Source organism: Lentzea sp. NPDC006480, assembly GCF_040611995.1.
In the GTDB taxonomy this organism is placed as follows: Bacteria; Actinomycetota; Actinomycetes; order Mycobacteriales; family Pseudonocardiaceae; genus Lentzea.
In genome coordinates, this window is sequence record NZ_JBEXPJ010000107.1 from 1 (window position 1) to 16487 (window position 16487).

Annotated in this window: 1 pseudogene (running past one end of the window); it reads left to right on the plus strand. The window is 66.6% G+C overall.

The annotated features are described in order from the left end of the window. Positions 1–195: 195 nt before the first annotated feature. Positions 196–16487: pseudogene (locus ABZX92_RS31745) on the plus strand (hypothetical protein) (its annotated part continues 13716 nt past the right edge of the window); the annotation flags it as partial.

Here is a 16487-nt window from a genome sequence, read left to right on the forward strand (position 1 = left end):
GCGCGTACTTGAGGACGTCCGAGCCGAGCCCTGCGGTTCGTCGAGGGGTATGACCCAAGCGATCAGGACTTCCCGGTTGGTGCGGTTGTCACCACGACGTTGTCGGCTACCGGTGGCACGCCGGTGGTTCTGGTCGACAGCACCACGGCTCGGGTGGGCGGGCCGATCGTCGATTTCACCGACATCGTGTTTACCATGGGCACGCCGGCCGCGGGCGTGCTCCGGCCTGACAGCGACAGTGCGCTGCTGGGGTCCTTGATGCCCGCGGCACCCGATCCGGACGAGATCGCGGTCTACATTGCCAGGCACGGGGCTTTACTCGCGGATCCCCGGACGGCGCCGAGCAAGGGCAAGGGGCGCGCGGGCACCCACATCGACACAGCCGCGCCAGAGTCGCCAGAGTCGGAGGAGTTCAGGCAAGACGGCGAGAGCAGGCCGCAGGTCCACGCCATGGTCGGCTCCGAGCAGGAAAGCGACCTCGACGAGTACCTCGACAGCCTGGTAGCGCCGATCGAAGCCGATCCCGACAGCGACTCCGACAACGACACCGAGCCGGGCCTCATTTCTCCAATTTGGTCCAGACCGCTCCCTCGCAGGAACTATGATGAGATCTTCGCGGATTTGCAGTCGTCGAACTTCGCCAATCGGGCGGAGTGGGATGCGGCCTGGGCCGCGCGTCTGGAGCTGGCATACCGCGACCTCGGTGCGTTGCCCCCAGCCAAGGCGGCGGCGTTGCGTATCGACGCCCACATTGCGACGGGGATCGATCGGGCGAGCCTGTCTGAAGTGGATCCGGACGAGAGCGTCGACGACTCGGTCGACCGCCAACGGATGCAAGGCCTGATCGCGCTCGTTTCGTTGCAGCTGTGGGAAGATAGGCTCTTCGACCTGGACGTACGCAGGAAGGCCGCGTCCGACCTGTACACCTGGGTCGTGATCGACCAGCGCCAGGCGTGGTGGTCGGGCGTGCCGCTGCCGGGGCTCGGGGACGAGCAGCTGAACATCCCGGCCGGCGTCAGTCAGGACGCCGCGATCTCCAAGGCTCGGGACATTGCGCAGGAGATCAGCACTCGCTTCAACGTGGATGTGCACTCCGCACTGGGGGCGGGATTCCTGAGGGATTGGCACCCGTACGCACGCCCGGTCGATCGCGAAGCTATTCGCGCACGGCCGTGGGACTTGGATGAGTTGCGCGGGGTGCTGGCCGCGCTGAAGCATTTCGCGCCGTTGCTGGGCGACCGTCGCGCCGACTCCAGCCGCAGGCACGAGGCGCAGGAGATCCAGTCAGTCAGCGCGGTCACCTTCTACCTCGGCGACCTCGGTATTGACAACGACGTAACGGGTGCGTATCTCGACCGAACCGGCAACTTCTCGCTGTACCCCGAAGGTGGGTGCACCCAATTCGGTGGAGGTGTGCGCGGCATCGAGGCGGTCGCCACGCGCGAGATCGCGCACGGCCTGCTCCGCTACGCGCAAACTGCCTTCAATGAGGCGGTCGACACGTGGGACACCAACGGTCGCCCGAAACTTGTGGAAGACGCCGAGGAGCCGGACGAGGAAGCGGTGACTGCGAAGGACGACTTCATCGCGTCGATCATCTCCGCTAGGTACGACCGGGAGCATGGCGAGGACTCCTTCGAGGAGGAGTCGCCGAGGCACGCCAAGGCGATCGAGCATTTGTCGGAATCGTATCGGGACGTGCTCGACGTGCTCGACCGCGACAAGGACGCCGAGCACGTGGCCGAGGTGCTGCGTGAACACCTGCCAGAGTTCAACAATGCGGTGGGCGCGTGGACAGCGGACGGTTGGCCGAACTTCAAGGGGGAGCGACCCATCTCGCTGTACGGCACGACGAACCCTTCGGAGGATCTCGCCGAGTCGGTGATGTATTACTTCCTCGACCCGGCCACCCTTTGGGCGCGGGCGCCGAAGCGCGCGGCGTTCGTCGACAAGTTGGTTCGGGGCTGGACGCTCGATGACACTTCGGCGCCGGGCAACCTCGAGGCACCCGCCAGCTCCGACGGAGACAGCAGCGGTGCCGACTCCGTCTACTCGGACTCCGGGCAGGGCGACGAGCACCTCGCCAGCTTGGCAGCGCAGGTCGGAAGTGATCCCGGCAGCGGCTCCAAATCGGCGCAACGGACAGCGCAGATCGATCCCGACAGCGACTCCGACTCCGAGTCGGACTTCCGCATTCCGACGCCGGTACAACCCACACCGGACACCGGCCGGAACTACGCCGCGATGTTCGCCGACCTACAGCCGTCGAACTTCGCCAACCGGGAGCTCTGGGACGCGGCTTGGGACGCGCGTCTGAGGAAGGCTCTTAGTGACCTTAACGAGTTGCCAGACGATGAGGCCGAGGCGTTGCGTATCTACGCCCGCATCGCGACGAACATCGACCGTCAGGCCGAACTGGACGAGAGTGTCGACGACTCGGTCGACCGCAAACGGCTGCAAGGCCTGATCGCGCTCGTTTCGTTGCAGCTCAGGGACGATGCGCGCCTAGACCTAGCACCTGAGGTTCGCAAGCAGGCGGCGTCCGATTTGTTCAACTCGGTCGTGATCGCCCGGCGCCAGCCGAGGTGGGGTGTGCCGTTGCCGGGGCTCGTGGGCGAGCAGCTCAACATCCCGGACGGCGCCAATCATGCCAACGCGATGACCGAAGCCGACGTCATCATCGAGGATATCGATCGCCGTTTCAATGTGGTCGTGCACTCCGCGTTGGGCGCGCGGGTCCAGACGGACGCGCACCCGGACGCACCCTGGGTCGCTGTCGACGCTGTTCGGCCGCGGCCGTGGGACTTGGATGAGTTGCGTGGGGTGCGCGCCGCGCTGGGGCATTTTGCGCCGTTGCTGGGTGACCTTCGCGCCGCCTCCAGCCGTGGGCATGAGGAGCAGGAGATCCGGTCTATCAGCGCGGTCACCTTCAGCCTCGACGCCGACGGCGTCGACGCCTACGCGGTGGGTGAGTACTTCGACCGAGTCCGCAACGTCTCGCTGTACCCCAGAGTCGGGAGCGTCAAATTCGGCGACGGTGTACGCGATGTCGAGTCGGTAGCCACGCACGAGATCGCGCACGGCCTGCTCCGCTACGCGCAAACCGCCTTCACAAAGGCTGTCGGCACGTGGGACGTCAGCGGTCGCCCGATCCTCGTGGAACACGCTGAGGAGCCGCTCGGGGAAGCGTCGACGGCGAAGAAAGACTTCATCGCGTCGATCAAAGCCGCTCGGTTCGATTTGGCCGCCTTCGCGGAGAGGTCACCGAAGCATGCCAAGGCGATCAGGCAGCTGTGGCTGCGCGACCCGGATCTGTTCGACAGTGACCAGGACGCCGAGTACCTGGCCGAGTTGCTGAGCGGTGATCTGCCGGCGTTCAACCTCGCGGTGGGCGCGTGGACGGAGGATGGCTGGCCGAACTTCCGCTACGAGCGGCCGATCACGATGTATGGCGCGGCCAACCCGGTTGAGGATCTGGCCGAGTCGGCGATGTACTACTTCCTCGACCGGGAAGGCTTGTGGGACAAGGCCCCGAAGCGCGCGGCCTTCATCGAGAAGGTGGTCGCGGGGTGGGCACCGGACACCGTGGGCTCAATCGCGGGCAACGACTCGGACGACGATCGCGGCGACGATTTCGGCGACAACTCGAACAACCACTACCGTGGCCGCGACGTTTCGACGCTCATCGCCGACCTGGCCCCGGCGAACTTCGACAGCAAGGCCGAGTGGAACGCGGCCTGGGACAACGTTTTCGCGGACGCGCACGCGCAGCTGAACGCCATGCCCAAGGTGCGGTCCGAGTCGTTGCTCGATGATGCATACGGCGCGTCGGGAGTGGACCGGGACCTGCTGGCCACCTGGACCGAGGAGGCCGGCGTCAACGCGGCGATTGAGTTCGAGCGCTGGCGGGGCGTGATGGCGGTGGCCGCGCTACAGCAGGGCAACACGTTCGACCACGTGCGCAGGTTGATGATCGCGCGGCACACTGCATCCTGGGGCGTCGCGCTGCCGGGGGCGCACGCTTCGGAGTCGGTCGAGATTCCGCCGGACGCGCACCACGACGAGGTGATTGCGGAAGCCGTCCGGATCGTGGAGGAGATCGAGCGCGATCACGGTGTGAGGTTCGATTCCGCCGTGGGTGTCGACGCGATGGCCACCGGGTTCTCGCCCGCTCTGGCGCACGATGTCGCCGCGATCCAGTCGCGGGCGTGGACGCTCGACGAACTGCGCGGTGTGCAAGCCGCGCTCGACCACTACGCCCCGTTGCTGGGCGCCAACCGGGCGAGCTCCGGCCGTGCGAACGTGGCACAGGAGATCACCACCCTCCGCGCGATGACATTCGGCCTTGCGATGGACGGCGTCTCCATCACCGCACAAGGGATGTACTTCCCGAACAGCAAGAGCTTCAGCCTCTATGCCACATCTGCTCTGGGCGCGTTCGGCGGCGGGACAGGGGCGGTCGAAGCCCTGGCGACCCGCGAGCTGAGCCATGCCTTGCTGGAGCACCACCTCGACGACTTCATCACGCGGCTCGGCTCGTGGGACGCTGCCGGTCACCCCGTGCTCATGGATGACGCCGAGCGGCCGTATTACGGCGCACCGACCGCAGCCGAGGACTTCGTAGCGTCTATCGAGGCTGCGCTGGGCGATCTGGCAGCGTTTCGGGTCAGCTCGCCCAGGCACGCGGCCGCAATCGAGGGCATTCTCGAGCAGCACCCGGAACATCTGGGCTCCCAGGCGGACAATGCTCGCCTCATCGCGGAGTCCTTGAGCGGCGAGCTGTCCGCGTTCAACAATGCGGTGGGCGCGTGGACGGCGGACGGCTGGCCGAACTTCAAGGGGGAGCGGCCGATTACCCAGGATGGCGCGACGAACCCTTCGGAGGATCTTGCCGAGGCGGTGATGTACTACTTCCTCAACCCACAGATGTTGTGGGAGCAGGCGCCGCAGCGGTTCGCGTTCGTCGACTCGCTGGTGCAGAGCTGGTCGCTCGGCAGCGTCGCCACGCCGGACGATCCCGTGGCGTCCGGCGACCCCGACGACGGCTCCGACTCCGACTCCGATTTGGATTACGGCTGGGAATACGAACCGGGCTTTCTTCTTCCGGGAGCTTTGTCCATACCGGACAACGGCCGGGACTATGCCGCGATCTTCGCCGATTTTCTGCCAGAGAACTTCCCCAACCGGGAGATGTGGGATGCGGCCTGGGATGCGCGTCTGGGGCAGGCTCGCCGTGAGCTCGCCGCGTTGCCTCCTGACAAGGCCAAGGCTTTGCGTATCGAGGCCCACAACGCGACGCCCATCAACCAAGCCACACTGTCCGAAGTAGATTCGGATGAGAGCGTCGAGGTCTCGGCCAACCGTGAACGGCAGCATGGCGTGATCGCGCTCGTGTCGTTGCAGCTGAGGGACGACGCGCTTCTAGGCCTTGCGCCGATGGTTCGCAAGCAGGCGGCGTCCGACCTGTTCAAGCAGATCATGATCTTCCGGCGCCTGGCGCCGTGGGGCGTGCCGCTGAGGGGGCGCGGCGACGAGCAGCTGAACATTCCGGACAGTGCCGGTAAGGACGCTGCGATCGCCGATGCCCTCGCCATTACCGAGGACATCAAACAGCGTTTCAACGTGGACGTGAACTCCGCACAGGGCGTGCGGGCCCTGACGGACGAGTACTCACGCGCACGCCCAGTCGACCTCAATGCTGTTCAGTCGCGGCCGTGGGATCTGGACGAGCTGCGTGGGGTGCAAGACGCGCTGGAGCACTTCGCGCCGTTGCTGGGCGGCGACCGGGCGAACTCCAGCCGCGGGCACGAGGTACAGGAGATCCAGTCTGTCAGTGCGGTCACCTTTGATCTCGGCGAAGACGGTGTTAGCTACCTGGTAGCAGGTAGGTACTTCGGCCGAGTCGGAAACGTCTCAGTGTACCCCCCCTGGGTAGGTGAAGGTCGACGAGCTGTCGAGGCGCTGGCCACGCACGAGATCGCGCACGGTCTGCTCGGCTACGCGCAAGCCGAGTTCACGAAAGCGTTTGGCACGTGGGACTCCAACGGTCGCCCGATCCTCCCGGAAGGTGCCGAGGAGCCGGTCATGGGAGCGCGAACGGCGGAGGACGACTTCATTGCGTCGATCCACTCCGCTAGGTACGACCTGGAACGGGACAAGGACGACTTCAAAAAGGAGTCGCCGAGACACGCCAAGGCGATCGCTCGGTTGTCGGAAAAGTATCGGGACGTGCTCGACAGCGACAAGGACGCCAAGCAGGTGGCCGAGGCGCTTAGCGAATGCCTGCCGGAGTTTAACCTCGCAGTGGGCGCGTGGACGGCGGATGGCTGGCCGAACTTCCGCAACGAACGTCCGATCACGAAGTATGGCACGAGGAACCCTTCGGAGGATCTCGCCGAGGCGGCGATGTACTACTTCCTCCACCGCAAGACGTTGCTGGAGCGGGCGCCGGAGCGGTTCGCATTTATTGATTCGCTGGTGCGGGGGTGGACGCACCAGAACACCACTTACGATCCGGAGGTCCGCGGGCACGAGGGTGACATCGACGGAAACGACAACGACGGCAATGCCGACAGCAGCGAGCACGATCAGTTGAATACCGCCGGGTCGGCTGACTCCCGCGACCTGGACAGCTCCGACAGCGACAGCGAGTCGGAGGTCGGTTCCGAGCCGGACGATGATGGAGACCGACAGGGCGACGAGAGGTACTCGGACGACGATTCCAGCAGCTCGAACGGCAAGACCGACGGTTCCGGCGAGGACACGGACAGCAAGTCTGCCGTAGGCGATGGCGAAGATGACGATTCCGATCAAGTCGATCTGATCGACGTCCGGCGCGAGAAGTTCCAGACCGATGATCGCTGGACACAGTGGTGGAACCACATCGTCGCGATGGTTGAGGCGTCGTATAAGAGCGAGGACACCTCGGAGGCGCGCGAGCGAGCGAACGAGGTTGTTGGCGCTGTCTTCGGGTCCGCCGAGACGCAGCGCAACTGGGTCCGGCCTCTGCAGGCCGGTGCGGAGGTCCTGGTCGTGGCCCGGATCATCGCCGACGGCGGCGATGTCACGGTCGCGTCGCTGGAGATTGCCGCGTGGGCGGCCGAGCAGTGGCGGGTCGTTGATTCGTATCCGGTTCGGGGCCAGTACATGTACCTCAACGACGTGGGCCAGCGTGACGCTGCCTGGGTAGCCGCGTGGGATGAGGCTCTTCTCTGGGAGGCGTCGATTGAGGGGTCGCAGCCGCAACTGCAACGGGCGCGCCAGCTAGTCGACGAGGCGTTGGGGGACATCCAGTTTGAGGGTGAGGTGGTCCAGCAGAGCTTCGAGCGGCGCCGCGGATGGATCGAGGGGCTGGTCGAAGAGCAGATTCGGAACGACGACGGTCTCGAAGGCCGCGCCATCGTGCTCGCGCACTGGCTGGGTGAGCAGATCGTGGAGCTGACGGAGGCTGGCCTGCGGGGTGGGTCTGCGGATGTCGGCGAGGACGGCGAGGTTCAGTCGTGGATCGGCGACGACGAGTTGGCGGGCGACACCGACGACGAGTTCGGGGACGACGGGTCGCTGGAGCAGCAAGCCGACGTCGAGCTCCAGCCTGATTTCCTGCAGAGGCTCGGTTATCTCGAGCGCGGTGACAGCGAGTTTGACAACGACTTCTTCGCCGCGTGGGACGACGAGATCAACCGCGCCAGAGCGGACTTCGAGCGATTCGCCTTCGACCACGGGGTCAACGCGGATCACGCGCTGGACGTGGCGCAGAGCTTCGTCGAGACGGCGTTCGGCGTTGAGATGACCGGCTCCGAGGATGACGACTTCCTGCACACCGGCGTCACGTTTCTCGTCGCCGAGCAGATCGTGCACGACGACCACACCATCACGACCGCCCCACAGGAACTGGCTAAGTGGGTGGCCGCGCAGTTCGAGGCGGCCGATGCCGCGCAGGCCGATCTCGCGGACAACCACACCGAGTCCGACATCGATCTCGCGTCGGTCGGGAACACCTCGCCCCACAGTGAGATTCTGGAGCCCACCGCCCTCCGAAACATCGACGACTGGACGTCCGTCAACGGCCACTCGTCCATCAGCGTCCTCGACAGCACCGCGGACCCCGAACACGAGGGCCCGCCGGTTGTCGAGGACGCTGACGACGTCGGGTCCGTCGACGACGCTAGATTCGACTTCCGCGAACGCCTGGCCCACCTGCATCCGGCGAACACGGCGGTCTACACCGGTGACTGGGACGCGGAGTTCGCCGAGGTCGCCGGTCGGCTGAGGGTGTCGCGGGCCATGCTCACCGAAGCCAACCGGATCGTTCAGGAGGCCTTCGGCGGGGTACACGAAGGCGTCCGCGACCTCGTCGCCGAGCAGATCTCCGCCGACGGGATCACCGCCGACGGGGGATTGCGCACCGAGAACGCCGTCATGCTCGCTCACTGGGCCAACCGGCAGATCGTGGTGCAGGCCTACCTGGACCAGTTGGACAGCAAGAACTTCACGGACGACGACGAACGCGACGCCGCGTGGGAGGCAGCGTACGAGGAGCTTAAACAGCAGGAGCCCGACGGTAAGATCGCCGAACAGGCCCTCGAGTTCGTGGCGAGCGTTTTCGGGGACATCCCGGAGATGACCGACGAGGAGATGCGGAACCCCGGCGAGGCCGAGCAGGTGAAGCTGAACCGCTACTTCGGCGTCGTGATACTGGTCGCTCTTCAGATCGAGGCAGACGGCGGATCCACGGAGAACGCGCATGGGTTCGTAGAGTGGGTCTACGAACAGCAGCACGCCGAACTGCAGACTGACGATCTCGCGACGATCGACGACGACGGCGAGCCGGCAGCGATCGATGGCGATGGCGATGGCGAGCCGAGCAGCGACCACGGTTCGGGCGATGTCGACACCACGCGGTACCAGGCACCGCACGGCATCGGGCAGGGGCGCGGGTCGGTCGAGTTCCACAACGAGGCCGACGCGATGCAGCGGATCGCCCAAAAAGTCACGAGTGCGGTCAACGACCGATTGCGGACGCTGCAGGCCAGGGAATCCCTCCTGCACAAGGTGAAGACGGCGTTCGAAGCCGTCAAGCGCATGCTGACCTTCCAGCCGAGTCCGGAATCGGTTCGCACGCGGGATTTCAACGTTCAGGCCGTCCGGAACCTGCTGGGGCCGGACTCCGGGCGGGCGCCGAAGGCCGTGCTCGACGCGATGCTCAACGGCGGCCTCCCCATCCGGGTCATGGTCGACACCCCGCTCGGCCAGGTCGAGCAGGAGGTCATCATCAGGGCCACACCTGGGCCCGGCAACTTCCAGCGCACGGGGGAAGGCCTACCGCACGCCACGTCGGTAGCGGGCGACTCCTTCGGCGCGAGCATCGACCCCGACGTGCCGCCGAACGCGCTCAACACCGTGCCGGACATCCAGACGCCGACCGAGCTGCGGGCGCATTTCATCCATGACCTGCGGATCACGATGGACGCGCCGCAGGGTGAGTTCAAACGCACCGCCGACATCGAGGGCGCGGTCGCCTCGTCGATTGCCGTTTCTGAAGCGCTCGCCGAACCCGAGCCGGCCGGAAAACCGATCCGCGAGAACCGGAAGCCGCTGCGGCGCGACCAGAAGCGCAAGGGGCACATCGGGTTCAGCGAGAACGCTCACGTCGAGGCGAAGCTTGCGCCCGCAGTCGAGCTCCACAAGACGATTACTCGGCTGCTGTACCCGGCCGACCAACTCCGCCGCAGCACGACACGGCCGGCACCGACACCGCCGGCCACCCAGCAGCTCCTCGAGGCCACCAGGCCGACGGAGTTGTGGGCCAACGTCCGGCAGATGATGTCGGAGCGGGGGCGCCTGGTCACGCTCGACTCCGGGCCGCTGTCCGGGGTGACGATCAAGCTCGACCTCCAGGACCTGCAACTGCTGGGGCAGCGCGACACGGAAGACGGTCCGCGGTACCGGGTGCGCGCCACGCCGGTCTGGGACGTGGCGGCCAACTACCGCAGGACCTCGGTCGACGAGACCTGGTCCGGGTCCCTGTTCAGCGCGGCGGACACCCCGGTCGACCTCGTCGTGGACGAGCAGGGGCTGCGGGACCTGGGGCTGGCCGCACCGACCACAACCGCCTCGCACGCCCCGCACCCGCTGGGCGGCCTCGAGACGATCCTCGAGGAGGACGAGGACGCCCGCGGCGTAGAGAGCACGTTCCAGCCGGACCCGCGGGGACGGTCCGCTGAGGTCCTGCGGGGCATGCCCGACTACCTCGTAGATGGCGAGGGCTTCGGCGAAGCCGTGCCGCACACCGAGGTCACGGGCATCAGCGCCGAAAGCGCGTTCCGCAGCATGCTGCCGAAAGGACGGCGCATCCTGGTCAAGCGGGACCGCCCGGAGTCCCTCCCTGCTGGCAGGCGCAAGCAGAAGATCAACGGGTTGAGCCACGTCGAGCGGGCCATGCGGAACGACGTCCCGAGCATGCTCGGCGACGGCCGCGAGTTCACCGTCGAGATCGATGGCGAGCCACACACGCTGGTGGCGAAGGCGAAGCTCGACTGGACGACGGCCCGCAGCGTGCCCGGCAAGCCCTACTGGACGTTTGCGTTGGAGACCCGCCATCGCAGGTTCCGGCGGGCCGCCGGCGGCTACTTGTCCAACCCGTCGCTCGCCTTGGCTATCTGGGTCCCGGCGAAGCCGCTGCTCGTGATGGCCAGGCCGTCGGGCACACCGGCCGTCAACCAGGAGATGCATCGGGACGTCTCTGTGGAGCACAAGCGGGCGTCGTTGCTGCTCGACATGGACGTGCGCGTGAGCGAGGTGACCGTCTCCTACGCATTCGAGTTGCGGGACGCCAAACGGGATCTCGTCGGTCACGTCGACCACGGCGAGCAGCCAGGGCTCGGTGGCACGCTGCGCTTCGGCCACCCGAAGGCGCCAAGAGCCAACGACGGCCGGGGACTGAAGCCGCTGAACGCCCCGCCGCCGAAGGACTTCGGCCTGGAGGAGTTGCTTGTCAACGTGCCCGAGGGCTCGTCGTTCTTCGACCAGGTCGCGAGGATGCTGCCGAAGGAGCTCACCGAGGTCGGCGCCCCAGGCCGGGATGTGCTGCGGCAGTTCCTCCACCGCACCAACATCAAGGCCGAGCTGATGAGCATGGTCACGGGTGACCCGGACTCCTACCCGGACTCCAGCTGGCGTCGGTCAGACCCGCTGATCAACGGGCCGGTCAGCAGCCTGCCCGACTTCTTCCGAACCAACTCGGCGATCGAGATGCGGGCCGTGGCGCGCAAGGTCGAGATCATCGACGAGATCGACCGCGAGCACACGGCGATCCTGGTGGACTGGGACAACTCGAAGGCCGCCCGTAGGGACATGAGGACAGCCAAGCGGCGTGGTGGCTTCAGCGCCTTCGCCGGCGCGATCTTGCCGCTCGGCAAGTTCGTGGTGTCGCTCGGCGGTGTGTTCGGCGTCGACCACGAGCGGTCGTGGAAGAGCGAGTTCAAGCGCGAGACCGGTATCCGGTTCGAGCACGACTTCGGCGGCAGGCTCGTCCGCTACAAGACGGTTTACCAGCTGCAGGTCCGGGTTCTGGGCCAGCCGCCGGTGTTCCTGGAGGGCGATCTCGTTGGTATTCAGGTGGCGTCGCGGGAGCGCGCGCTGGCCGCCGGGATCATGGAACCGACCGGGCCGGACGACCACAAGCCCAATTATCGCAAGGATGACGACCGCACGCACTTCGCGCCGGCGCACCTGGAGTCCGGGCTGTCGACGGCGGGCGCGAAGGTCCACTCGTTCCGGGGCAAGGACCGGATCTACGGGGCGATCGCCGACACCCTGCGCAACGTGCCGAACCGCCGATGGTACCACTTCAGCTCGTCGGAGTTCATCAAGTACTTCGACGACCCAGACCTGACCGCGGGCCTCAAGGCGCTCGTCAACGACACCGCCCGGCGGCAGCGCACGGCCAAGTCGCGGATGTCCGACAAGCAGATAATGCAGCTGATCGACCTGATGCTGGGGCCGGGCCTGGTGGTGCCGCTGGTCAAGCAGGGCCCGTTCACCGACACGGTCGTGACGGTCCGGATCAAGGCCACCTTGGAGAGCCTGGAGGACGGCGACCTCCAGATCGGCCTGGCCGAGAGCACGACGGAGACCCGGACCAAGGAGTACGAGACCCGCACCTTCACCGCCTCGCGGGACACCACCGCGAGCATCGGTGCCCAGGGCCGGCTCGTCGCCGCCTTCGTCAAGGGCGCCGACATGTTCCTCGCGAACTTAAGGACCGGGCGCACCTGGTCGTCGGCAGTCAGCATCGCCAACGACACCGGCAAGGTCACCGAGCAGAAGCACGCTGGCACCGAGCTGACCGAATCGGGCGACCAGAACGAGACGCGGATGCGTCACTTCCAGGGCACCTTGAAGCTGACCCCGGAGGTCACCACCTATACCCGCACGAACAAGATGTCGCGCAGGATCAGTGTCGGCAAGCCGGGCCGGCAGGGGCTGGACGTCCGGTCGGTTCCGCTGGTCGGTCAGTTCACCGGACTGACAGGGGACCAGTCCGACCCGGCGAACCCGCTCGGCCAGCACGTGCCCGTCGAGCTTCTGATTCCGGACCACCTGGTCACGACGGAACGACCGCTCGAGCGAATCGTCGCGCCGACCCAGCCGCAGGACCTGCCGCCCCATACGTTGATTGACAAGTTGCCCAAGGGCGACCGGACCTTGGAAGGCGCGGACGTTCTGACCGTCGTCGGCACCGAGCACATCATCGACTCGGTGTACCGGATGCTCGAGCGCTCGTCCGATGACCCGGCGCTCGCGCAGAAGGTCGGCTCCAACGCCGAGCTGATCACCGACCAGTTCTCACCCGAGGCGTTCCGCATGGACCCGCGGATCTTCGGCAAGGTGCACGTAGTGGAGGGCCTCAGCCACGAGCGTCGCCGTGCCGACGTGCACGGCCGGGCCGGGGTCGTGCTGAAGCCGGTCAACCCCACGCGTCTCGGTCCCGAGGAGTACCAACGCACCAAGAACACATTCGTCAGCGGCACTGCGGTCAGCATGGCCAAGGGCGTCACGACTTCGACGAGCGTCGACTTCATCAACTTCGACGCGATCGGTGGTTCCACCACCCAGGTGTTGGGTGCCCCCGGCCTGTTCATCTCCAGCCTCACGCCGTGGGCCGCCTGGTTCGGCCGCAAGAGCGCACAGCGTATCCAGGGCATCGAGAAGAACCACTTCACGCCGAACCCGACCAAGCGGATCTTGGTTTCGGTCGGCGTGGAGGTATCGGTCGTGGCCGAGACTCAGCTCCGCGGCAACCTCGACATCGTCGAACTCAAGTCGAGGCGGCCATTGGCCAGTGCTGGCGAGAAGTTCACGTTGAACGACGCGGTCCTGATGTGGGTGACCGAGGAGCAGTTGGCGGAACTGGAGCGCCAGGGCCAGGAGCGCGCTAAGGCTGCCGAGCAGGACACTCCGAACCCGTACAAGCTCCCGGAGATCCCGCGCATCGAGTGGGACACCGGCTCGGACGTCGCCCCGAACACGAGCCCGGACATCGAGTCGGAGATCGAGGAGGAGCCCGCTTCCGCGATAGGGAAGCTGCCCGCGCCGGAGTCGATGCAGAACCCGCTCGTGACGTCCTTGGGCATCGGCGGTGTGGCCAACCAGATCGACATCAGCGAGGTGATTGACCGCCTGCGCCAAGAAATAACCGACCACGTGGACCTCGGCCCCGATGTCGCCGAGCAGCTTCTGCCACGTTCCCCGCTCACCAGCTCGCACGACAACACACGCACAGTCGACGAGCTGTTGTCCAATGTGGACCGGATGTTCACCACCGTGATGAACGGCGGTGTGGGCACGCCGCTGCGGGTGGAGTTCCGATTCTCCGGCCGCACCTACGTGTTCACGGTCGAGGGCGAGTGGACCGAACTGCCAGCCGAGGGTGAGATCGAGATCGTTCGCAAGCTCGCGGCCCGCAACATGGTGTCGCTGGGCGAGACCGACGAGAAGATCTTCGGCCAGGACATCATCGACGTCGACGCGGTCGTGCGCGCCCACCGTCAGTTCGCGCAGCCGAACGCCGCGCCGGCAGCCGCCATCTCCAAACCTACCTCCGGCAGCGTGGGCGCGGGTCTAGAGGCCGGCTACCTCGCGCTCAGGGAGTCCCACACCGAGTCGTACACGCATTCGCGGTCCGGGGGTTCCTACGGCGCGATCCGTGGCCCGGTGGGTTCCTACGAGGGTGCCGTCCGATTAACGGTCAAGATCGAGCGGAAGCTCGGCTTCGACAAGGAGACCCGAGAGGACACGTCCGACCCGGTCGTCTCGGTTTCGGTTGATCGCAGCGTCACCGTCCGGAAGATGCCGGAGGAGACGTTGCTTCCGCCGAGCAGCACGAGTCCGCTCGGCGCGGAGGCTGAGATCCAGACGTTGCCTGCCTCCGACGCGGAGGACATCGCAGGATGGCGGCAGGAGGCCGACAGACATCTCAAGTTGCCCGACCCAGGTGACTACGGGGTCGAGCACTACTTCGGCAAGATCAAAACGCTGCGCGCCGCGGCGAAGGTGGCGCTGGTGAACTCTGGCGTCACGGTCGACACGAAAGTCGCGCTGGCCTTGGACGCGGCCATTACGCCCGCCACCGTGCGGGACGGCCTGCGGCTCATGCGTGACGGAGTGCTCCGATTCCCAGTGGCGGGGCTCGACCGCGAGGTCGAGTTCCACGCGCGGCTCAAGCCCGGCGCGAAGCTCGCATCCGCCAGCGGCCGCGTCGAGATGGACGGCTTCTCCGGTGACGCCGCGAGCGATTCCGTCGAACTGATCCACGAGAGCGAGCACAGGTCGGGCGCGATCTTGCGCGGCACCGGCGGCAGCGGTGGCCCCGGTGGCAGCAGTGGCCACGGCGATCCCGGCGGCGTCCCGTCGCAGGCAAACTTCGGCTCCGTCCAAATGATCGCCTTGCTGGATGTCCCTGGTCCGTCGCACCGGGAGGACTTGACGGTCGACGTCAACGTGCGCAGGGAGAGCACGTCCAGCCGCAACCCGAGGCTCAACTACCGCACCACCCACCCCAGCTTGTTGTCCCGCGGCGTTCTCGCGGACGTCGAGTTCAAGGTCGTGGCGAGGAAGCCGGGCTCCAGATCGAAAGTCGGCGTCGCCGGGGTGTCCGTCGACAACGCCTACCTCGTCCGGATGCGCGAGCCCGCCGCCGCGCAACTGCTGGGTCCGCTGCCGGAACCGCTGGTCGAGGCCGTCGCGGACTTCACCGCGAAGAGCAAGGAGTGGACGAATGCCTTCGGCACGCTCGAAGGCACCTTGTCCGCCGACCCGAACGCCGAAGTCACCGCCCTGAAGGCCGCTCTCGACGACGCCGAGACGGCATGGTGGCAGTCGATGGCGGAGTACCACAAGCAGCTGCAGCAGGCGCAGGAGCTGGACTCGATCAGCGCGGAGGAACTGGCCGAGGAGCAGGAGATTCTGACCGTGGGGGGCGTGCTGCGGTCGGTGCCCGCGCCGCCGTTCCTTGCGGGCTTCGACCAGAACGCGCTGCCCCCGACCGCACAGACGTCGTTCTTCGAGTCTCTGAACCTGCTCCGCACCGCGCCAGTTGACGTAGTCGCGCCGGCGTCCCGCGACGACTCGGTGATCAGCTCGAACGGTCGCGACCTGCCGAAGATCGTCCATGTGCCGGTGCTGGGCGGTCCGGTCGACGATTCTGCTTGGGAGTCTTTGGCGATCACCGCCGAGACCGCGCGCCGGGAGGGCTGGACGCCGGTCCTCGTTACGGACGTGCCGCGCACGATGTTCATCGCAGCCCGTGCCGGTGACCCGACCCTGGCTGCCATGCTTCGCATGGATCAGCAGGCGCGGGAGCACGGGTTCCTGGTCGTCAACGTCGACGAGGTGTTCAACGCCGACGCGCCGATGGCGAATCAGGACCTGTTCTCCGCCGCAGCGGACAACACCACCGACGAGAACCGCAACCTGGCCCGCTCGATCCTCGGCGCGGAGCTGACCCGGCGCTTCGGCGGTGTGGTCGTGTCCGCGGAATACGCGCTTGCACGCACGGGTGACTTCGCCACCGCGGTGTCGGGCGAGCACGGCTACGCGGTCGGCGATGCGCCGGTCACCGACGTACCACCGCTGCTGGTCGTGCCGCGTGGCCACCAGTTCGCTCACCTATATGCGCAGCAACTCAGCGACCTAGCCCGCACGACAGGTCCCGGCAACGCGAACACCGCCGTGCGCCGGGCCGCGGAAAGTCTCGGCGCCCACCTGACGGTCCTCGACGCTGCAGAGTTCCGCGGCGATCAGAAGAAGCCGGCCACGTCGACGAAGAAGGACCTGGTCGACCTTGTCGGCAGCGTCGTGGAGACCCTCACGAGGGGTCTGCGCGCTCGTGGCGATCTGGACTTCGCGATCGTGGACCGCATGTTGCGCGGCCACCAGTACGGCTCCGTGGTGCTGGAGGCCGCCGTGGCCACCATCTCCAACAAACA